Raw genomic sequence first — 21,694 nt, forward strand, 5'->3', positions numbered from 1 at the left:
TATCAATAAGATATTTACTACCTATAATGACTATAAATTAGTTTACCCAAGTATCTTTGTACTCTTTTTCGTTGAAACCAAGTGTGATTTTATTGCCTGAAACCGCAAGTGGTCTTTTAACAAGCATTCCGTCAGAAGCCAATAAATCTAGTTTTTCATCATCAGACAAACTGTCAAGTCTATCTTTCAGACCTAGTTCACGATACTTACCTCCGCGTTTATTGAATAGCTTATCAATTTCAACGCCGGTTTTATCAATAATATCTTGTAGTTCTCTTTTATTAGGGTTTAGTTCTACGATGTCGATAGGTTCATAACTTACACCATATTCATCTAAAAATTTTGCTGCTTTCTTGCATGTCGTACAGTTTTGGTACTGATAAAATCTAATCATCTTTTGACCTCCTTTAACTATTATGTCTAATATACCAAATTTCTAAAAATTACGCTTTAAATTGTCGGTTTAATATTTTTAAATTTACGTTCAAATTCGCTATAATATATATAATAGGATTAGAAAAAGGAGCGAAATGAAAATGGAAGCAATTAAAACACGTGAAGATTTCGATAAAATTATCGAAAGTAACGAACCTGTGATTATTAAATTCGAAGCAGGATGGTGCCCTGATTGTCGCGCAATGGATATGTGGATTGATCCAATTGTTGAAAAATACAACGACTATAAATGGTACAACGTAAATCGTGACGAATTAGAAGATGTTGCTCAAGATTACGAAGTAATGGGTATTCCAAGTTTACTTGTTTTCAAAAACGGTGAAAAAACAGCACACTTGCACTCAGCAAATGCTAAATCACCAGAGCAAGTTGAAGACTTCTTAAGCGAAACATTTAAATAAGTCATTTAAATAACGTAATATAGACTAAATAAAGCCAAGCTGATTTCAGCTTGGCTTTACTCATATAATTAATACTCTGAAATAAAGTTCTCAGTGTGACGTGGTTTCTTTGGAGGAATCTTCGTGTCCATATCAGTAAGATATAAAAATCCAACTAAATCTTCATCATCTTCGACACCTATTACTTTTCTCACTTTAGGCATAAAAATATATGGCGGTGTCTTCCAGCACGTACCGATACCCGCTTCATGCAACAGCAACATCAAGTTTTGTGCATAAGCACCGAATGCCAGATGATTTTCAAGATTTTCTTTTTGTCTAGGATCTCGTTTTACAATTAATACGAGCAATCCACCCAATTTTGTCACTGCATCATAGTGACTTTGTTGTTTCTCTGGTTCATTTCTAAATGCATAACGAGAAACAGTTCGACTTAAATCCCCTAGTCTGTCCTTTGAGACATGAATGATTCTCCATGGTTCTCTCATCCCATGATTTGGTGCATCTGTAGAGAGTTTTAGTGCTTCATATAGCGCTGTATCATCTATATGCATATCATGGTCGAATATCTTCACACTTCTTCTTGATGAAATTGCATCTCTTAATTCCACAATCTAACTCTCCTTTATATTAATGATAACCATTATCAATTACAGTATAGATTGAAATACATATTATATCAAATTATTTGTTTGATTCGTATAATGTCAAAATTTCTTTTAATTTAGTAACATGTATTTGTCCTGGCGCTTGCGGCTCTCCCAAGCAACCATAAGAAATACTTCCACCAAATACACCTTGAGCCGTTCTTGATACTAAACCAAGATGAGACATAGATATACCTACTACTTTCATTTTGACACTTTGAGAAGATACATAGAGTGCATCTAACAGATAGGTCACATCTTCAGGATCTTTTGGCATTACTGCTAGTTTTAGATAATCAGCTTCTGTTTTACTCATTTTAAAATAAGTGAATTTCAATTGTTCAATTGCTGGTGTTTCTTCAAAATCATGTTGAGACAGTACCACTTCTAAACCTGCTGCTTGCGCTTCAGCCACTAATTCAGTGATTTTTTCCTTATACGCTTCTTCCCATTCAATATCAATCATGTCATAACCTTGAACTTGCATTAATTCTTGTAATAGCGCATAATAAGATTCTTGCGCTTTATTGCCATTTCCACCTTGTGAAGCTGTGCGATATGTGATTAACAGCTTAACTTTAGGAAGACTTTTTCGTAACGCGGCAATAAGTGTTTCAATCTCAGCAATTTCAATCGTTTGACGTTGGTCAATTCTTAGTTCAATTATATCGATGGCTGCTTGCGCATCAATCAACTCCGTTTGCAACTTCTGTGTTATGTCAGCTTCTGGTGCTATCGTTACAGCAATTTCTACTTGCGTCATCCTATCTACCCCTTGCTTATATAATATGGCCAGTTTGTTTCTTTAATAATAGTTTAACATTAGTCAGCGTATTAGAGTGTAATGCGCGTTATTTTATACTTTTAAACTACCAATCATTAGACAGTTTCATATTAAAAGTTTGCAGATATTTTATTGGCGAAATATTCATGGTGTGATTAAAAACTACTTTTAAAATAAGATTAGCTTTTTGATATACCATATATTTTAGTTAAAATCGTCCAATATTGTGAACAATCGCTTTTCAAACTTTACTTTTTTCTTAGGGACACCTATTAAGTGTTGCTTTGATTAAAAGTATATAATAATATTAAATTAAACTTATCAATAATGACCACATTATTAAATTTAAGCAAAAGTTAAGAAAGTCATAAGAGAGGTGTTAAATCCATGAAAGAAATTAGATTACTAAATCCTGATGATTTAGAAGAGGTCTATCAGCTATTTAAAGAAGCTACAAGTGATCCAAAAAATATTTATACTTGGGCGATTTATGATGAGGATAAAGTGTGCAGGGAATATTTCAAAAAGTTGATAGATGCCAATAACAATGCACAATATCTGTTCGGTGTATTTTTTAATAATGAATTAGTGGGAGCTTTGACATTATTCCATCCAATTATAGTTGGAACACAGCATAAAGCTATAATTGAAAATATGTATGTGAAGGATATTGACCATTTGGATGAGAAGTTATTAAATACTGTCGCAAACTTTTGTACTGAACTTCAAATTGAGAAAATTATGGCCCCTGTTGCTTCAAATAATATCAGTGCACTGACTTTCTATAGTGAGTACGGTTTCTCAAAAATAGGTTTTGAAACGAATTCTCGTAAATATGGCGATGAATATATTGATGAGCATTGGTTGATTTATCCTATTAAAAAGGCTGCAGACGTTAATTAATACGTTGTGAAAAACACTAATGAACGCAAAAAAATTCGGTACATTCCCGTGTACCGAATTGATTAAGTAAAGTAAGTTGTAATTAAGTGACCGTAAATCGTAACGGTTACGTTTTATATTACATGACGTTTCGTCATTTGTAAACCATAAATCGTAAAAATTACGATTTATTTTTATCTATAAGAAAAGCAAGTGCACAATTTTGAGATGCACTTGCTTTTCTTTTAGTTACTTTTATATACACTGATGGCTCTGTTAGCTGATTCTAAAAGATGATGTTCAAAATAATTCTCATGTACATAATCATATATATTATCTATATCTGTTTCTTCTTTAGGAAAATTATGATCTCTTACAATGCAATCGGCTAATTGTCCGAATGGCGTATCATCTTCCATAAAAGTAATAATAAACTTATAAAAACTCATGTAACAACCCCACTTAAAGATATTTCTGAATGAAAAAACATTAACAACGATAAATTTCCACCAAAGAGGAAATCATTCTTATCAGTTAAATAGGCTTTTTCAACAGTATAACATAAGCATCGGAATAAAATACAGTTAATAAAAAAATCTTATTTAACAAACAACTGTATTTATATCCAAACCTTTTCTCTTTTGTAACGCAATGTTCGAAAACTTTAAGATGGCTTTGTTCTCTATATGCAATCATTTATACATCTTAATTATAAAGTTAGCCTAAACACACAAGAAATACAAGATATTCTTATTTAAATTGATATATTTTATACACATTTTTTACATAAAATTCATAATTTCGTGCGAATCTTTAAATAGTTATGAGTTCAGAATGAACATTACATTTTAAACAATTAAACCTCATAAAAAATTAAACCTCATAAAAAAGCAGAGCACGAAATGCTCTGCTTCTGATAAATACAATTCGGTTGTTAGAATCCGCGTCCAGCACCTCCGCCGCCGAAGCCGCCGCCTCCGCCGAAGCTGCCGCCGCTGAAACCACCGCCACTTGATGAACCGCCACCAAAACCTCCAGTGCCGACCCACCAAGTACCTGTATTATCTCTTCTGCGACCGCCTCCTCTTGGAGGTCCGCCGCCACCATTTTTAATGGAGATAATAATGATGATAATGATAATAATAAAAATAATACCAAATAAGCTGAATGGCCCATCACCTTCTGATTGGTTTTGCGCTTTAGGTGTATCTTCAGTAAATTTTTCACCATCATAGCCATAAGCTTTGGCTATTTCTTTCCAAATTGCATTATAAAGTTGTGTGATGCCTTGACTGTAATATGCTTTTTGTTTTTCTTTATTATCAGTCTGTCCTGCTTTTTCAGCATAAGGCATGAAGTTATCATCAATCAATGCGCCGACTTTAGCATCATTTAAGACACCTTCTAACCCTCGGCCAACCGCAACTTGAATACCACGATTTTGATATTCATTGCCGTTATCTAAATTGACTAAAATTACAACGCCTCGACTATGCTTTTGATCACCGACTTTATAATGTCGGCCTGCTTGATAAGCATAATCTTCTTTTGGTGTTTGTCCGATTGATTTCATGGTCATCACCAAAATGTCTGAATCTGTACCGTCTTGAAGTTTTTGGCCTTTTTTAGCCATCTCATCTTTATCTTGGCTCGTAATCAAATCTGCGTGGTCTTGTACAAAAACAGGTTGTTCTAATTCCGGAAATTTATCTGATGCCGCAAACATACTTTGTGCGACGAGTAACATCCCAACCCATATGACAGCTAAGACGCTGGCACTTTTTCTGATCATTGAGATGAGTCAGTGCCGAAATCAACTTTAGGTGCTTTATCTGCACCACTTTCGGCTTTAAAGTATTCTTTCTTATCAAATCCGAATAGCTTAGCTACAATGGTTGTTGGGAAATGGCGAATCGCTTGGTTATATTTGTTAACAGATGTATTATAATCATTTCGTGCTACTGCAATTCTATTTTCTGTACCTGCAAGCTCGTCACGTAATCCTGTAAATTGTTTATCTGCTTTTAAATCAGGATAATTTTCACTGATAGCTAATAATCTGCTTAATGCAGAATTGACTTCGCCATTAGCTTCCGCTTTCTCTTTTGGTGTTGATGCACCTGCAAGTTTACTACGTGCATCAGAAACTTGTTTAAATACATCTTCTTCATGCTTAGCGTAACCTTTAACAGTGTTCACAAGGTTAGGAATTAAGTCTACACGACGTTGTAATTGGTTATCGATGTTTGAAAGTGCTGTATTCGTATCTTCGTCCATACCGACAAGTTTATTATATGGGCCAATCATTGTAACTCCAATGATGACAATAACAATGCCGATAATAATAAGCGGTGTAAGTATTTTCTTCATATCTTTCTCCTTTTGCTTAAAATTATTCATTTTAATTATACAATATTGATACCCTATCTGGCTAAAGTTGAAGATTGCAATCAACCTTTAAAATCTTTACAAAAAATTAATTTTTATTTTTTGGTAATTGACAGATGCAATTACAGAAAATGGATGTATAATAACAGTTGTATTTAAAATATACACCAAAATCTACCCTATTAAAGAAGGTGTTTATGTGGCTTTCCTAAAGAAACCCTTAACTGTTTATTTATTACTATTTCTGAGCACGACATTACTAGGTGCACTGTTATTATATTTGCCATGGACTGGTAAACAATATACATCTTTTATCGATGCATTCTTTGTCGCATCAAGCGCATTTACAGTCACTGGCCTATCAACTGTGGATATTACTTCGCAATTCAACTGGCTTGGTGACCTTATTATTATGTTTTTAATTCAAATCGGTGGTTTAGGGATTGTGACCATTACGACACTCACTTTAATCATAGCGAATCGCAGAATTTCTATGCATGAACGCAAATTAATCATGGTCACTTGGAATGTTGATGAGCCAGGCGGAATGGTTCGTTTAATTCGACAACTAACACTCTATAGCTTGTCTACAGAATTTATAGGCATGTTATTACTTGCCTTATCTTTCGTACCTAGATATGGCTTCGGCAAAGGATTATTTATCAGCATCTTTACTTCTGTTTCAGCCTTTAATAATGCAGGATTTGCATTATTTTCTAAGAATATGATTGGATTTAATGATGATCCAGTTGTTACGCTTGTCATTCCCATTTTAATTATTATGGGCGGGCTGGGACCAGTAGTCATGTCAGATTTAGTAAAAACTAGAAGATTAAATAAACTAAAGCTACATACCAAAGTTGTGCTTTCAACAACATTAGTCTTAATTTTTGGCGGCATGGCGCTTTACTTTTTATTAGAGTTCAACAATACTTTAAAACCTTTCAGTATGTGGGGTAAGCTTGGGACTTCATTCTTTCAATCCGTCACAACAAGAACAGCAGGTTTCCAATCTGTTGACTTAGAATTAATTCATACCCCTACCGCATTAATGATGATGGTACTTATGTTTATCGGTGGTGCACCGTTTAGTGCTGCTGGTGGGATTAAAGTCACAACTTTCATTGTTATGATTATGTTTGTTTATAGTACTTTACGCAATGAAGACCATACCACTATCTTCAGCAGAACAATCAAACCTAAAACAATTGCGAAAGCCATTGCGGTCACAACAGTCAGCTTTATCTTTGTATTAACTGTCACATTTATTGTTAGTCTATTAAATGAAACAACACCTTTCATGAAAGTCATCTTCGAAGTCGTATCTGCTTTTGGTACAGTCGGCTTAAGTATGAACTTCACTTCTGAATATGGTACATTAACTAAAATCATCATTATTATTGTGATGATTTGCGGTAAATTAGGTGTTGTCACAGTATTAGCACTCTTCATCCCAAGTAAAAAACGATTTTATCAATATGCAAAAGGTAATATTTATTTATAACCTAATCTTCACTAGACCTGTTTTTACAGGTCTTTTTTATTTTGAAAAGGGTTTCATACCATCTGAAAGATGGCTATAGTTAAGTAATACACATAAAGAGAGAAAGGTTGTTGATTCAATGAAAAAGTTATTCGCACTCTTAGCCATGAGTATATTAATCGTTTCAGCATGCGGGCAAAATGATGAAAAACCAAAAGAAGATACCGAAGACAAAGCAGCTACTGAAAAGAAAGACAAATCACAATCTAAAAATGAAGAAAATGAAAAGGAAAAACAAACAGACAAAAATCAACAAAAAGAAAATAATACGCAAAACGAACAACAAGCAAACACTGAACAGCAAAATAAAGATGAATCAACTGCAGAAAAACAGAATCAACAAAATCAACAAAGCCAGCAAGTTGATTTAAGCAATATCACCGACAGAGCAACTTTAGAAAATGTAATTTATGGTAATTATGCAGAAATTGATAAGATCAAAGCTTATAATAGTGCCGTTGCGAATGGCGTAATTCCACAAGGCAACGTGACAGAAGGTCCTGCAAGTGCCGCATATGAAAGCTCACTTCGTGTAGAAAGTGGTGCTGAACAATCTGTCTACAATCAAAATGCACAGTCACAAGCTGAGGAGCCAACAGAAGATGTAAATGCGGAAATCAATGCAGCGCAAACAGAAGAAGAATATATCGATGCTTTACGAAAAAAATATAACGGTGGATTATCTTCAGCTGAAATTCAAACCAAACATGCAATTGAACAAGGATACTATGATGGTGATGAAGCTGAACAACAAGCAGTTTATGATGAAATAGAACGAAGAGAAGCAGACATCGAAGCTGGTAAATTCGATCACTACAAACAATAAATAAGAAGGTAAATAAAAAACAGCACAACAACCTTTTCAGATTGTTGTGCTATTTTAATCAGTTTAGGTAAAAATTATGACATTTTTACAACGTTTGCAGCTTGTTCGCCACGGTCGCCTTCAACGATGTCGAAGTCAACTTTTTGGCCTTCTTCTAATGATTTGTAACCTTCGCCTTGGATAGCTGAGAAATGTACGAATACGTCGTTACCATCTTCTCTTTCGATAAATCCAAAACCTTTTTCTGCGTTAAACCATTTAACTGTACCACTATTCATATAAAAATCCTCCGTATGTGCTTTTGCACGAATATTTGTAACTTGTTTATAAAAATCAATGGGAGTAAATTCATACGAATTAAAACTGCAAATCAATTTCACGAACAATTACTTAAGTACTATACTACACCCATTATTTAGGTTTGTATACCCTTTTGCCTCATTTCTTCAAAATAATTTAGATACCACAATTATTCAGACAATATAATCATTAAAATCACAAATATTTGTCATTAAGATGATGGAAAACGAAACCTATAAAACTATAATAAATCAAGTAAAATTGATTAGAATGCAATTTAATTCCATAATTCTCATTAATCAGGTATGATTAATTCACTAAATAGAAAAGGAGTGATGATATGACCAAACAAGTCGTATTAATTACAGGTGCAACAAGTGGAATTGGTTTTCAAACAGCACAACTTTTAGCTGATAAAGGATACACTGTTTATGGAGTTGGTAGAAGAATAGAAAAACTGAACGCTTTAAAAAATATACATGCAATAAAAATGGATATTACAGATGAATCATCCATACAAAAAACTGTTGAACAAGTGATTTCAGAACAAAATCGTATCGATATTCTCATTAATAATGCAGGTTATGGTTCGTACGGAGCTATAGAAGATGTAGAAATTTCAGAAGCAAGAAAACAATTTGAAGTAAATCTTTTTGGTTTAGCACGACTCACTCAATTAGTGTTGCCCTATATGCGTAAACAACATTCTGGGAAAATCATTAATATATCCTCGATGGGTGGCCGTTTCACTTCATACTTTGGCGCATGGTATCATGCCACTAAATACGCTTTAGAAGCTTTCAGTGATGCTTTAAGAATGGAAGTTGAGCCATTTGGCATTGAAGTTTCTATTATTGAACCTGGTGGCATCAAAACTGATTGGGGTCATATCGCAGCAGATCAATTAGCAGCATCAGCTAAAGGTGGCGCATATGAAAAAGCAGCACTTAAAGCAGCAGAAGGTATGCACAAACAATATAATTCTAATTTACTTTCAAACCCTAAAATTATTGCCGATACTATTTTAAAGGCCGCTTCAAAAAAGAAACCTAAAGCACGTTATTTAATCGGTATGGGCGCAAAACCTCTTGTTTTCTTACATGCCATTTTACCAGCAAGACTCTTTGATCACATTGCTAGACGCTTAAGTTAAAAAAGAAAGGTCTAACATTGATAAAATTCATCCATCAATGTTAGACCTTTTTATACAAATAGTGGCTTTTATTTATCTAATAAATCTTCTACAGGCTCACCAATTCTTACATAATGATTACCTACTACACGTGTAATTGGATTTAATTTTTCAACATCCACATAAGCTTTATCTACATCATAAATTTCATCATCAATGTAAATTGACTTTATTTGTCCTACAAGCATGTCTGTTCCTTTTTGTTCATCTCCTAATTCTAAATGATGAACTAATTCACATTCATATCGAACTTTGGCTTCTTTCACACTAGGTACATTCACAACTTTAGAATCAGTTGTTGTAAGATCAGTCATGTTTAGTTCGTTCACATCAGCCCCATAATTATCGCCTGTTTTCACCACATCTTTAACGATATCTTCATCTACAATATGCACCACAAATTCTTTAGTACTTAGAATGTTTGCACTTGTATCTTTAAGTTCCCCATTATCTTTACCTACAGATATCATCAGCATCGGTGGTTCAGGACACACTACGTTAAAGAATGCAAAGGGTGCTGCATTTACATTACCTTCTTCATCTTGTGAAGTGACAAAAGCAATTGGTCTAGGTGTCACTGTACCTATCAACATTTTATACATATTTCCTGTTTCTAAGTCTTTTGGATTTATATACATACTCATATCACCTTTCTCATTCATATTCATACATTCTATAATATTTCTGCACCATCATAAATCTTAAGGACTTATACATGAACAAGTCATTTAATTCAGTTCACAAAGATTAATATTAAAATATTTTAGTGATATTTTCATGACACTTTTTTGACAGTCACCTCAATTTTTTTTAAAATTATTTAGCCCGTTTTGTTAAAAACAAAGATTAAAGTGATATAATTTAAACGTTATAAAATAATTAAGGTAACTGTATTGCACTATTTAGTTATCTATTATCTCTTCGATTCTATATGAAGACAGCAATTTTTTAGATACTAACTACTTATTTACATTGATAAATAAGCGGAAATTGTATTTAACTTTACTTGATTCATAAAATCTAAGATTGATAACTGAGTTTTCTTACGCTTAATTATAAAAACAAACAACATCAGGAGGAATCAACATGAAAGAAAAAGAAAAGTGGTATCAGTCAACTTGGTTCACAATTTTAATGCTATTATTTGTATTCCCAGTAGGATTATTCCTAATGTGGAAGTTTAAGAAAAACTGGAAGTTATGGGTAAAAATCTTGATTACTGTGTTAGTTGCAATAAGTGTGGTTAATATGATGACTAATAAGACACCGACTGGCAATAACACAAGCAAGACTAAAACAGAACAAAAATCAGATAAACAAGAGGCAAAAAAAGATGATAAAAAACCAGAAACAAAATCATCGAATAAAATGAACGAAGTTGTTAAAGTCGGAAAAATGGAGTTTAATGTAACTAATAAAGCCATTGTAGATCAAGTTGGAGATGTAATGACAAATAATGCAAAAGGCAAATTCATAGTATTAGATATTACAGTTAAAAATAACGGAGATAAAGCTGTAGACATTACCGATTCGTTCTTTAAACTTTTAAGCGATAAAAAAACATTTGAAGCTGATGGTTCTGCAACAATCACTGCAAACCAAGCTGTATCGCCTGATGATTTAGGTTTTATTGGTGACAAAATCAATCCCGAAAGTACAAAAAATGCAAAACTTGTATTTGATGTAGCACCTAGTATTGCTGAAAAAGATAATTTAGTATTGCAAGTACAGTCTGGTTTTTGGGGAACAGAAACAGCAAAAATCGAATTAAAATAAATGTCTATGTTCTAAAACAATTTAGGAACGGTGAATTTCTCACCGTTCTTTTTTCTGTAGCAACAAAAAATAAAAGCCTCTAACCGCAATGGTTAAAGGCTCTATGTATGGAGGCGGCGGGATTTGAACCCGCGTCCAAGGATCCTGATACAAATCTTTCTACGTGTGTAGTCTATTATTCAAATTTCACATGATGGTAGGAAATAGACAACCAACATCATGCTAGTTCGATTAATCTCTTCTAGACAGACTTCGAACAGCAGTGCCTAGCGTATCCTACTAAAGTTGAATCACGTTAACAGCACATAGGCGATGCTGTTAGGTGATGCAGAGTGCGATTAGGCAGCTACTGCTAAATTATTGTTTGTTTTGCCAGTTATTATAAACTGTGTGTGTTGATGACGGAGACAACCCTCCGACACGCTTAATAAGCTCTGGGGACCCCTGTCGAATCCAAAACGCCCCCGAAATAATATTAAATAGATTCTATTCACTAGAATCCAATAGCACTCTTTATCATATCAAATATACATTTAGTAATCAATATAATTGTTTATAAATGATTTTCAAATAAACTAAGAATGCGGGAAGCAGGTTTAACCTGCTTTCCCTTAATAACGATCTTTCATCGCACGCTGCATGTCGCGTTTAATTGCTTTATCTTTAAGATCTTGACGTTTGTCATATTTCTTCTTACCTCTTGCGACGCCAATCAACATTTTACATACACCATGTTTCAGATACAGTTTTAATGGGATAATCGAATAACCGATTTCTCTTGTACGTGTGCCTAATTTTTCAATTTCTCTTTTGTGTAAGAGTAATTTTCTTGGTCGCACTGGATCGTGATTAAATCGATTGGCTTCTTCGTATGGCGCAATATGCATATTATGAACGTAAATTTCACCATTTTTTACTTGAGCGAAACTATCTTTTAAGTTTGCGCTGCCACGACGAATCGATTTAATCTCTGTACCTTTTAACACAATGCCCGCTTCAATCGTATCTTCTACATTATAGTCATGTCTGGCTTTACGATTCTCCGCTAAAGTACCAGGAGACTTTTTCTTCTTCTTCGACATCGTGTTCACCTCTTGTTGAAAATTTTATAAAAAGAGAGGAGCGGCCATCCCACTCAATATCTCTTATTTTTTCTTTTTACGCGCTTTTTGTTTTACCTTTTTACTTTTGTAAAACGGTTTGTGGTTCGTGTCCTTTTGTTTATCACGATTACGTTGGTTTTTACCTTTACGCTGTTTCTTCTTACCTTTTTTCTTGTCGCCGCCTAAGCTTTTACCACGTGTTTTCGTTTGAATCGTTGTGCCACGTGCAGGACGTTCATTTGATTTTCTACGTCTTGGTTCAGGCATACCTACGATTTGGAAATCAATCATACGTTGATCAACATCTACGTTGACGACTTTAATCTTCACTGTATCACCGATACGGAAAACATTACCTGTACGTTCACCAATCATTGCCATTTGACCTTCAGCGAATTGATAATAATCGTCTGTCATACTTGATACATGAACCATACCTTCAACAGTATTCGGTAATTCTACGAACATACCAAAGTTCGCGACTGAGCTGACAATACCTTCAAATTCTTCACCAATATGTTGAAGCATGAACTCTGCTTTCTTAAGTTCATCTGTATCACGTTCTGCTTCGATAGCACGACGTTCACGATTAGACGTATGTTCCGCAATTTCCGGCAATTTGTCTTCCCATTTGCGAAGTTCTTTGCCGCTCATTGAATCTTCAATCAAGTACTTGCGGATTAAACGATGTACTACTAAGTCAGGATAACGACGAATTGGCGATGTAAAGTGCGTATAATAATCTGCAGATAAGCCGAAGTGACCTAAGTTCACATCTTCATAACGTGCCTGTTGCATTGAGCGTAACATCATTGTAGATACAACCGTTTGTTCTGGCAGACCTTTTACTTTCTCATGAATTTCTTGAAGCGTACTTGGAGATACATCTTCTCCTGTGCCTCTTACTAGAATACCGAAGTTCGTAATAAACTCGAAGAATTGCGTTAAGCGATCTGATTTAGGTTGTTCGTGGACACGATAGATAAAGGGTACTTCCATTTTATTGAAATGTTCAGCGACTGTTTCGTTCGCTGCTAACATGAATGATTCAATTAAACGTTCACCTTCACCACGTTCACGCATCTTCACATCTACTGGAATTCCTTCTTCATTAACAATCACTTGCGCTTCATCAATATCGAAGTCGATTTCACCACGACGTTTACGCATTTGAATTAATGTTTCACTTAATTCTTTTGCTAAGTCTAACATCGGTGTCACATCTGGGTATTGTGCACGCACATTTTCATCATGATCAGTGATGATTTGGTTGACTTCATCATATGTCATACGATGATCAGATTGAATGACACTATCAAAGATTTCATGTTTAACAACTTTACCATCTGAATTAATTTCCATACGACAACTTAATGTTAAACGGTCAACATTAGGATTCAATGAACAAATACCATTACTCAAACGGTGTGGAATCATTGGAATAACGCGGTCTACTAAGTAAACACTTGTTCCACGATCATACGCTTCTTTATCTAATGCTGAATTTTCTTTTACATAGTGGCTGACATCCGCAATGCTGACTGTCAATTGCGTATTACCATTCTTCAATTTCTTAAGCGCAATCGCATCATCTAAGTCCTTCGCATCTGCACCATCAATTGTAATCGTCAATTCATCACGTAAATCTTTACGTCCTTCTAATTCTGACGGTTCTATATATTCTGGTACAGCTTCCGCTTCTTTTAAGACTTCATCAGGGAATTCAATTTCAATACCGTGTTGATAAATGATAGATAGAATATCTACACCTGGATCATTTTTATGTCCTAAAATCGCAGACACATGACCTTCAGGATTATCATTTCCTTCAGCATATTTAGAAATTTGAACTAACACTTTATGGCCTTCAACAGCACCTAAACTTTGACCTTTAGGGATAAAGATATCCTGCATAATACGTTTGTCATCAGGAATCACAAATCCAAAGTGACGGCCTTCTGTATAAGTTCCTACCACTTGTGTGATTGAGTGTTTTTCAATAGATTTGACTTCACCTTCGACTTTACCTTTGAAATCTCCGCGTGAGGGCTGTACTTCTACAATAACAGTATCGCCATCCATCGCACGGTTGATTTTTGTCGGTGGAATAAAGATATCTTCCATATCTTCGTCTTCAGGTCTAAGGAAAGCAAACCCTTTTTTGTTTTGGCTTAACGTTCCTTTTACTAAGTTATCTTTCATATTTTTTTGATTACCCTTTCTTTTGTAGCGGTCTGTTTTTGTTCGTTCAACTAAACCTGATTGTTCCAGTTCAACTAACACCTTTATTAAATCTCTAAATGAGTCGGCATTATCTAAACCTAAACGGTCTTGGAAATCTGAAACTGACATGGGTTCATAGTCAGGTTGTTTTATAATTTCTGTGACAGATTGTTTTAAATCCATGATGCCCCCTCCTTTCTTTCTTATTTATAATTTTTTATTCGTCTTATTCAGACCAATCAAGTCCTTCTAAAAACTCATATATATCTTCAAAGACTTGTTCTTTTTCTTTATCAATGGTAATTACATGCCCTGAATCGGCATACCATTTAATATCTTTTTCGTCAGAAGACGCTTCTTCATAAATCACATTTGCTGAATCAGGATTAATCATGGCATCTTTTTCAGCTTGAATGACTAATAATGGATCCATGACTTCATCTACATGATCTCTGACATTTTGAATTGTTTGTTGTAATTCTTTTAATGTACCTGTAGGTTGGAAAGCTTCCATTTCTCGATCAATCGTCTCTTGATCTTTTCCTTGGTATTTCTTAAAGTTGCGTGCATACTCTAAGACACCTTCGTACATTGAGCCTTCTGTCTTAATAAACATAGGCGCACACATGGTTACAATACCCTCTACATCTCTATTTAAGCTTAATTTCAAAGCAAAATCTCCACCTAAGGATAAGCCGGCTACCGCAATTTCATCATAGCCTTTAGATTTTAAGAAATCATAGCCATCTAACGCATCTTTAAACCAAACATGCGGACTAGATTGTAAAATCTCTTCCGGCGGTGCTGCATGTCCCTCATATTGCGGCGCATAAGAAGTATAACCTTTCTTTTGTAAGAAACGGCCTAATTGGCGCACGTCTGATGAATTCCCTGTAAATCCATGTAATAATAACACTGCTCTATTACCTTCTTCAAAGAAGAACGGTTTAGGCAATTTAATCTGCATGTCGTTCAATCCCTTCATCTCTTTCTAAATATACAATACACAATTACCATTATAATGAAAAAAGCCCGACTTTAACATTGTCGGACCTTACATTTACATATTGAGATAAGTAATTGCGAGCATTAAAACGAAAAACACAATAGATAAGACAATTGTGACACGGTTTAAGAATAAATCCACGCCGCGTTGTTTCTGTTTTCCACCAAAGAGCTGTTCAGCGCCCCCGCTGATGGCTCCTGAAAGTCCATTGCTTTTGCTTTCTTGGAGTAACACAACTGTGATTAATGCGATACAGTCTATAACTAATAAAACTGTCAACAAAATGTGCATGCTTTACTCCTCCATTCATAATATACCTAGCAATTATAACACGTTAGGTGTCTATTTATCAAATTCAATTCATAACACACTGAGGATTCTATCGATTGAAAGTACTTTTTCGTTTGATAGAAATAATCAACATATACAGCGCCAAAATCAACGATCCTGCTAGTGTAATCCATAATGGTAATGTCATATAGAATGATTTCACATGGACGATACTTTGTAAGATTGGGCCTGCGTTTACTGCTGTAAAAAATGTTTGTGAAATATAAACCGCAAATAAGAACCACCATAAATAAGGGTGTTGATTCCAAATTGCGATCAATCCACATAAATAAGCCAATAAATACATAATTCCTGTTAAGCGATAACTATTTAAGAAATTTCCGACTGCGTTTTTCGTTGCATCAATCTGATGAGAAGTCAATAAGTCTGTAATAACACTTTTATCCAACACTACAAAAATGTATGTGCCGTACATCATTGCTAAAAAGAGTGATGCATATGCTATAAATCTACCCGATTTTTTTGCACGCATTACTTTATTGTTTTCAGTATCCATGATTTTTTCAAACTCCTTCATGCCTTTAGAATACTTCCATTGTTTTTCATTATATCAGTTCTTGAACATGAGCGGGAGTGTCTGCATTAGAAAGCAAAAAAGAAACTGCAAAGGTTGATGAGACCTTAACAGCTTCTGTAGTAAAGTTACTGAATTAAATTTTGCGTGAACTCAATATCAGTAAAGTCTATCTTATTTGTCTAAGTTGTAGAAAGAATGGATGCCGTCAAATGCAGCTGTTTCGTATAATTCGTCTTCAATACGTAATAATTGGTTGTATTTAGCGATACGGTCAGTTCTTGATAATGAACCTGTTTTGATTTGACCAGCGTTTGTAGCAACTGCGATGTCAGCAATTGTAGTATCTTCAGTTTCACCTGAACGGTGAGAAATAACTGCTGTGTAGTTAGCTTTTTGAGCCATTTGGATAGCGTCAAATGTTTCAGTTAAAGTACCGATTTGGTTAACTTTGATTAAGATTGAGTTACCAATACCTTTTTCGATACCTTCAGATAATTTTTTAGTGTTAGTAACGAATAAGTCGTCACCTACTAATTGAACTTTTTTACCTAAACGATCTGTAAGTTGTTTCCAACCATCCCAGTCGTTTTCGTCCATACCATCTTCGATAGTGATGATTGGGTATTTGTTAACTAATTCTTCTAAGTAGTCAACTTGTTCAGCTGAAGTACGTTTAGCGCCGCCTTCACCTTCGAATTTAGTGTAGTCGTATACGCCGTCTTCGTAGAATTCAGAAGCAGCACAGTCAAATCCTAAGAATACATCTTTACCTGGTTCAAGACCAGAAGTTTTGATTGCTTCTAAGATTGTGTCTACAGCATCTTCAGTACCGTGGAATTTAGGTGCGAAACCACCTTCATCACCTACTGCAGTTTCTAAGTCACGACCTTTAAGAAGTTTAGCTAAGTTGTGGAAGATTTCAGCACCCCAGCGTAATGCTTCTTTGAATGTGTCAGCTCCAACAGGTAAAATCATGAATTCTTGGAATGCGATTGGCGCATCTGAGTGAGAACCACCGTTAACGATGTTCATCATTGGAACTGGTAATTGTTTACCATTGAATCCACCTAAATATTTATAAAGTGGTTGACCTAAGAAGTCAGCTGCAGCACGTGCAACAGCAATAGAAACACCAAGGATAGCGTTAGCACCTAATTTACCTTTGTTTTCTGTTCCGTCTAATTGAATCATCATTTTATCAATTGAAACTTGATCTAATGCTGAGAATTCTCCTTCAACGATTTCAGGAGCAATAATTTCGTTTACGTTTTCAACTGCTTTAGTAACACCTTTACCACCGTAACGTTTTTTGTCACCGTCACGTAATTCTACGGCTTCGTATTCACCTGTAGATGCACCTGATGGTACTAATGCACGACCGAATGCACCGCTTTCAGTTAATACTTCTACTTCAACTGTTGGATTACCGCGAGAATCTAGGACTTCGCGAGCATAAACATCTGTAATAATTGGCATGTTGATAATCTCCTTTTCATAATTGCTTTCATATATATTATAACTTGTCTTGCTTAAAAAATGAATTAATTAAACGATATTGATTGTGAACAATTAATGTTTAATTAATGACTCACCAGTCATTTCTTCAGGTTGTTTAACATCAAGTAAATCAAGTAACGTTGGAGCTAAATCTCCTAATTTACCAGTTTCACGTAATGTCACGCCTTCTTTAGTAACGATAACTGGAACTGGGTTAGTTGTGTGTGTTGTCATTGGTTGATCATCGTCTGTTAATACTTGGTCTGAGTTACCATGGTCAGCTGTAATAATTGCATGGCCACCCATTTCTAAGATTTTGTCTACGACTTCACCAAGACATTCATCTACTGCTTCAATTGCTTTTACAGTAGGCTCTAACATACCACTGTGTCCAACCATATCTGGGTTCGCAAAGTTTAAGATGATTAAGTCTAAGTCACCTTTATCTAACTCGCCTAATAAAGCATCTTTTACTTCATACGCGCTCATTTCAGGTTTTAAGTCATACGTTGCAACTTTTGGAGAGTCGATTAAAATACGACGTTCTCCTTCAAATTCTTCATTGCGTCCACCACTCATGAAGTAAGTAACATGAGGATATTTTTCAGTTTCGGCAATTCTTAATTGTGTTAAGTTGTTTGCTTCAGCAACTTCACCGATTGTTTGTTTTAAATCTACTTTTTCAAATACAACACGACCATCAACTTGATCGTTGTATTTTGTGAAAGTCGCAAAGAATAAATCTTTAGGTTGGTTCACTTCAAAGCCTTTGAAATCTTTGTTTGTGAAGATTTCAGAAAGTTGGCCTGCTCTGTCAGGACGGAAGTTGAAGAATACTACTGAGTCTCCATCTTGAACGCCTTCATTTTGTTCTTTGATTGAGAATGGTACAACGAATTCGTCAGTTAAATCATTTGCATAGTTTGCTTCGATACCTTCTTCTGCTGTTGCATACTCAGGTGTATTGATGTCACGAATTGCGTTATACGCTTTTTCTTCACGTTCCCAACGTTTGTCACGGTCCATTGCATAATAACGACCAGAAATTGATGCAAATTGACCAATACCGATTTCTTTGAATTGTTCTTCAGTTTCTTTCACATATTTTAATGCTGATTTTTGATCTACGTCACGGCCGTCTAAGAAACCATGTACATAGACTTTATCAAGCCCTTGTTGTTTAGCTAATTTTAAGATTGCAAATAGATGTGTGTAGTGACTGTGTACACCACCGTCAGATAGTAAACCAAATACATGCAATGCAGAATTGTTTGCTTTAACGTGTTCAATTGCTTCGTTTAATACTTCGTTTTCAAAGAAGTCGCCGTCTTCAATTGATTTATTAATGCGAGTTAAACTTTGGTAAACAATTCGGCCAGCACCAATGTTCATGTGACCTACTTCTGAGTTACCCATTTGACCTGCAGGAAGACCTACTTCAAGACCACTTGCTTCGATTTGAGTTGTAGGATATTTTGCATAATAACGGTCAAAGTTAGGTTTATGCGCTTGTTTAACTGCGTTTCCGTGTACATCTTCTCTATTTGCAAAACCATCAAGGATGATTAATGCTGTAGGTTGTTTCGCCATATTATTTAGCACCTTCTAATAATTTTACATAGTCTTCAACTTTTAATGAAGCTCCGCCGACTAATGCGCCGTCGATATCAGATTCAGCCATATATTCAACAATGTTGTTAGGTTTTACGCTGCCGCCATATTGAATACGTACTGCATCTGCAACTTCTTGGCTAGCAAGATCTGCAACTGTTTTACGAACAAATGCACTCATTTCGTTTGCATCTTTAGCAGTTGAAGATTTACCAGTACCGATTGCCCAGATTGGTTCATAAGCAATGACAACTTGTTTCAATTGATCGTCTGATAAGCCTTCTAATGCTTTTTTAACTTGTTCGCCGACAACTTCTTCAGCTTTTCCGCCTTCACGTTGTTCAAGTGTTTCACCTACGCAGATAATTGGTGTCATACCGTGGTTGAATACTGCATGTGCTTTTTTGTTAACATCTTCATCAGTTTCGAAGAATAATTCACGACGTTCTGAGTGACCGATGATAACGTATTTCACACCTAAGTCAGCTAACGCAACTGGAGAAGTTTCACCAGTGAAAGCACCGTTATCTTCGAAATAAGTGTTTTCTGCACCGATTGCTAATCCTTCAGCTTCACCGTTTTTAACTGCTGTAGTTAATGCATCTAATTGAATTGTTGGTGCACAGATAACAGCTTCAACTTCGTTTGTATCAGGTAATTGAGGTAAAGCTTTAACAAAGTCTTTTGCCTCTTGTACTGTTTTGTTCATTTTCCAGTTACCTGCAATAATTGGTTTTCTCATTATAAAACGCTCCTTGAAAGTTTATTAATAAGTTACAACTTATTTGTCGCTAATTGATGCAATACCAGGTAATTCTTTACCCTCTAGATATTCTAATGATGCACCGCCGCCAGTTGAAATGTGTGTGAAGTCATCTTCGAATCCAAGCATCATTGCTGCTGCAGCTGAGTCACCGCCACCGATGATTGTAGTTGCATCTTTTAATTCAGCAATAGCTTCACAAACACCGATAGTACCTTGTGCGAAGTTTTCGAATTCGAATACACCCATAGGTCCGTTCCATACTACTGTATGCGCACCTTCTAATTCTTTTTTGAATAATTCAACAGTTTTTGGTCCGATATCTAATGCTTCTTGATCTTCAGGAATTTGATCGATATCTACAACTGTGATTTGTGCATCGTTTGAGAATTCTTTAGCTACTTTACCATCAACTGGTAAAACGATTTTGTTTCCAGCACGTTCTAATAAATCTTTAGCAAAGTCTACTTTGTCAGCTTCTAATAAAGATTTACCGATTTCATAGCCTTGTGCTTTAAGGAAAGTATATGCCATACCGCCACCGATTAAGACTTTATCAGCAACATTTAATAAGTTTTCGATTACACCGATTTTATCTGAAACTTTCGCTCCACCTAAGATTGCTACAACTGGTTTATCAGGGTTGTTTACAACGCCACCGATAAATTTGATTTCTTTTTCCATCAAGTCGCCAGCCGCACTTTCTAAGTGAGATGCAATACCTACGTTTGAAGCGTGTGAACGGTGTGCTGTACCGAATGCATCGTTAACGAATACATCACCTAAAGATGCCCAGTATTTACCTAATTCTGGATCATTTTTAGATTCTTTTTTACCGTCTAAGTCTTCGAAACGTGTATTTTCAACTAAAAGTACTTCGCCTTCTTTTAATGCAGCAACTGCATCTTCTAGTTCTTTACCACGTGTTTGCGGTACGAATTTAACATCTTTGCCTAATTTTTCGCTTAAGCGAACTGCTACAGGTTTTAATGTTAATTTTTCTTTATCACTTTCTTCTTTAACTTTACCTAAGTGAGAGAATAAAACTAATTTACCACCTTGATCAAGGATATACTCAATTGTTGGTAAAGCTTGAACGATACGGTTATCGTTTGTAATTTCTCCATCTTTTAATGGTACGTTGAAGTCTGCACGTTCTAATACGACTTTCCCTTTTAAATCTAAATCAGATACATGTTTTTTTGCCATCAAAACTTCCTCCTTTGAATAAAAGCGCGAATTTATAAAATGTCTGTAATTTGAGGTTAGCATATGGGCAGAAATAATGCAGATATAAATACAGAATCAAATGAAATTTTTCATGTTTCTGAAAATATCTACTCTAATAACCATGTACTTAATGAAAATAAGCGGAGAAGCGTATGTGCCTCCCCGCTTACTCATAAGCTGGTCATCGAATTTCAACAA

At 35.1% G+C, this 21,694-nt stretch carries 23 protein-coding genes and 1 other RNA gene; 6 read left to right on the forward strand and 18 right to left on the reverse strand.

The annotated features are described in order from the left end of the window. Positions 1-37 precede the first annotated feature (37 nt). The gene (locus HMPREF2603_RS08635; protein WP_002481589.1) at positions 38-394 is read right to left on the reverse strand and encodes an arsenate reductase family protein; all 357 of its coding nucleotides are present in this window, start codon (positions 392-394) and stop codon (positions 38-40) included. A gap of 142 nt (positions 395-536) precedes the next feature. Between HMPREF2603_RS08635 and HMPREF2603_RS08640 the strand changes: the two genes are divergently transcribed. Further along, the gene (locus HMPREF2603_RS08640) at positions 537-857 is read left to right on the forward strand and encodes a thioredoxin family protein (RefSeq protein ID WP_002481588.1); all 321 of its coding nucleotides are present in this window, start codon (positions 537-539) and stop codon (positions 855-857) included. Between the two features lie 68 nt (positions 858-925). Here HMPREF2603_RS08640 and HMPREF2603_RS08645 read toward each other — a convergent pair whose 3' ends face one another. Continuing rightward, complete coding sequence (locus tag HMPREF2603_RS08645) at positions 926-1,468, reverse strand: nitroreductase family protein (protein ID WP_002481587.1); 543 nt, start codon at positions 1,466-1,468, stop codon at positions 926-928. Positions 1,469-1,541: 73 nt separating this feature from the next. Then, a complete protein-coding gene (aroD, locus tag HMPREF2603_RS08650; protein WP_023015354.1) occupies positions 1,542-2,267 on the reverse strand; it encodes a type I 3-dehydroquinate dehydratase in 726 nt (241 codons plus the stop codon). A 408-nt stretch (positions 2,268-2,675) separates the two neighbouring features. Between aroD and HMPREF2603_RS08655 the strand changes: the two genes are divergently transcribed. Next, a complete protein-coding gene (locus HMPREF2603_RS08655) occupies positions 2,676-3,191 on the forward strand; it encodes a GNAT family N-acetyltransferase (RefSeq protein WP_002481585.1) in 516 nt (171 codons plus the stop codon). A gap of 224 nt (positions 3,192-3,415) precedes the next feature. On the opposite strand, the gene HMPREF2603_RS08660 is transcribed toward HMPREF2603_RS08655, so the two are convergent. From HMPREF2603_RS08660 to HMPREF2603_RS08670, 3 genes are all read right to left on the reverse strand, one after another. Continuing rightward, positions 3,416-3,619 carry a sterile alpha motif-like domain-containing protein gene (locus HMPREF2603_RS08660; protein WP_023015356.1) on the reverse strand — a complete coding sequence of 68 codons (204 nt, stop codon included), beginning with the start codon at positions 3,617-3,619 and terminating at the stop codon, positions 3,416-3,418. Positions 3,620-4,104: 485 nt separating this feature from the next. Further along, complete coding sequence (locus HMPREF2603_RS08665) at positions 4,105-4,962, reverse strand: TPM domain-containing protein (protein ID WP_031262601.1); 858 nt, start codon at positions 4,960-4,962, stop codon at positions 4,105-4,107. Next, entirely contained in the window at positions 4,959-5,540 is a 582-nt protein-coding gene (locus tag HMPREF2603_RS08670) for a LemA family protein (protein ID WP_002481583.1), read from the reverse strand. Before HMPREF2603_RS08670 ends, HMPREF2603_RS08665 begins: the two co-directional genes overlap by 4 nt. Positions 5,541-5,757: 217 nt before the next feature. Between HMPREF2603_RS08670 and HMPREF2603_RS08675 the strand changes: the two genes are divergently transcribed. After that, complete coding sequence (locus HMPREF2603_RS08675) at positions 5,758-7,062, forward strand: TrkH family potassium uptake protein (RefSeq protein ID WP_002481582.1); 1,305 nt, start codon at positions 5,758-5,760, stop codon at positions 7,060-7,062. A gap of 118 nt (positions 7,063-7,180) precedes the next feature. Beyond that, entirely contained in the window at positions 7,181-7,927 is a 747-nt protein-coding gene (locus tag HMPREF2603_RS08680) for a hypothetical protein (RefSeq protein WP_060804164.1), read from the forward strand. 74 nt (positions 7,928-8,001) lie between these two features. On the opposite strand, the gene HMPREF2603_RS08685 is transcribed toward HMPREF2603_RS08680, so the two are convergent. Next, complete coding sequence (locus tag HMPREF2603_RS08685) at positions 8,002-8,205, reverse strand: cold-shock protein (RefSeq protein WP_002481579.1); 204 nt, start codon at positions 8,203-8,205, stop codon at positions 8,002-8,004. 362 nt (positions 8,206-8,567) lie between these two features. On the opposite strand from HMPREF2603_RS08685, the gene HMPREF2603_RS08690 reads away from it, so the two are divergent. Then, entirely contained in the window at positions 8,568-9,380 is an 813-nt protein-coding gene (locus tag HMPREF2603_RS08690) for an oxidoreductase (RefSeq protein WP_060804163.1), read from the forward strand. Positions 9,381-9,448: 68 nt separating this feature from the next. Here the strand turns inward: HMPREF2603_RS08690 and HMPREF2603_RS08695 are convergent, their stop codons facing one another. Next, positions 9,449-10,057 (reverse strand): flavin reductase family protein, encoded by a 609-nt coding sequence (locus tag HMPREF2603_RS08695; protein ID WP_070462550.1) that lies wholly within the window; start codon positions 10,055-10,057, stop codon positions 9,449-9,451. Between the two features lie 448 nt (positions 10,058-10,505). On the opposite strand from HMPREF2603_RS08695, the gene HMPREF2603_RS08700 reads away from it, so the two are divergent. Beyond that, positions 10,506-11,195, forward strand: coding sequence for a DUF4352 domain-containing protein (locus HMPREF2603_RS08700; protein ID WP_002481576.1), 690 nt, complete (start codon positions 10,506-10,508; stop codon positions 11,193-11,195). Positions 11,196-11,300: 105 nt separating this feature from the next. Here HMPREF2603_RS08700 and ssrA read toward each other — a convergent pair. From ssrA to HMPREF2603_RS13645, 10 genes are all read right to left on the reverse strand, one after another. After that, positions 11,301-11,661, reverse strand: a transfer-messenger RNA (tmRNA) gene (gene ssrA / locus HMPREF2603_RS08705). A 145-nt stretch (positions 11,662-11,806) separates the two neighbouring features. Beyond that, the gene (smpB, locus tag HMPREF2603_RS08710; RefSeq protein ID WP_002481575.1) at positions 11,807-12,277 is read right to left on the reverse strand and encodes an SsrA-binding protein SmpB; all 471 of its coding nucleotides are present in this window, start codon (positions 12,275-12,277) and stop codon (positions 11,807-11,809) included. Positions 12,278-12,340: 63 nt separating this feature from the next. Beyond that, positions 12,341-14,704 carry a ribonuclease R gene (rnr, locus tag HMPREF2603_RS08715; protein ID WP_060804162.1) on the reverse strand — a complete coding sequence of 788 codons (2,364 nt, stop codon included), beginning with the start codon at positions 14,702-14,704 and terminating at the stop codon, positions 12,341-12,343. Positions 14,705-14,747: 43 nt separating this feature from the next. After that, the gene (locus tag HMPREF2603_RS08720; RefSeq protein WP_002481573.1) at positions 14,748-15,488 is read right to left on the reverse strand and encodes an alpha/beta hydrolase; all 741 of its coding nucleotides are present in this window, start codon (positions 15,486-15,488) and stop codon (positions 14,748-14,750) included. A gap of 93 nt (positions 15,489-15,581) precedes the next feature. After that, positions 15,582-15,818 carry a preprotein translocase subunit SecG gene (gene secG, locus HMPREF2603_RS08725; RefSeq protein ID WP_002481572.1) on the reverse strand — a complete coding sequence of 79 codons (237 nt, stop codon included), beginning with the start codon at positions 15,816-15,818 and terminating at the stop codon, positions 15,582-15,584. 88 nt (positions 15,819-15,906) lie between these two features. Continuing rightward, complete coding sequence (locus HMPREF2603_RS08730) at positions 15,907-16,374, reverse strand: hypothetical protein (protein ID WP_002481571.1); 468 nt, start codon at positions 16,372-16,374, stop codon at positions 15,907-15,909. Positions 16,375-16,566: 192 nt separating this feature from the next. After that, positions 16,567-17,871, reverse strand: a complete 1,305-nt coding sequence (eno, locus tag HMPREF2603_RS08735) for a surface-displayed alpha-enolase (protein ID WP_060804161.1) — start codon at positions 17,869-17,871, stop codon at positions 16,567-16,569. Between the two features lie 93 nt (positions 17,872-17,964). Further along, positions 17,965-19,482 carry a 2,3-bisphosphoglycerate-independent phosphoglycerate mutase gene (gene gpmI, locus HMPREF2603_RS08740; protein ID WP_002481569.1) on the reverse strand — a complete coding sequence of 506 codons (1,518 nt, stop codon included), beginning with the start codon at positions 19,480-19,482 and terminating at the stop codon, positions 17,965-17,967. A gap of 1 nt (position 19,483) precedes the next feature. Continuing rightward, positions 19,484-20,245 carry a triose-phosphate isomerase gene (gene tpiA / locus HMPREF2603_RS13640; protein WP_060804160.1) on the reverse strand — a complete coding sequence of 254 codons (762 nt, stop codon included), beginning with the start codon at positions 20,243-20,245 and terminating at the stop codon, positions 19,484-19,486. 39 nt (positions 20,246-20,284) lie between these two features. Next, positions 20,285-21,475 (reverse strand): phosphoglycerate kinase, encoded by a 1,191-nt coding sequence (locus tag HMPREF2603_RS13645; protein ID WP_002481567.1) that lies wholly within the window; start codon positions 21,473-21,475, stop codon positions 20,285-20,287. Between the last annotated feature and the right edge of the window lie 219 nt (positions 21,476-21,694).

Origin of the sequence: Staphylococcus sp. HMSC055C03 (genome assembly GCF_001809385.1) — a bacterium.
Lineage (GTDB): Bacteria > Bacillota > Bacilli > Staphylococcales > Staphylococcaceae > Staphylococcus > Staphylococcus simulans.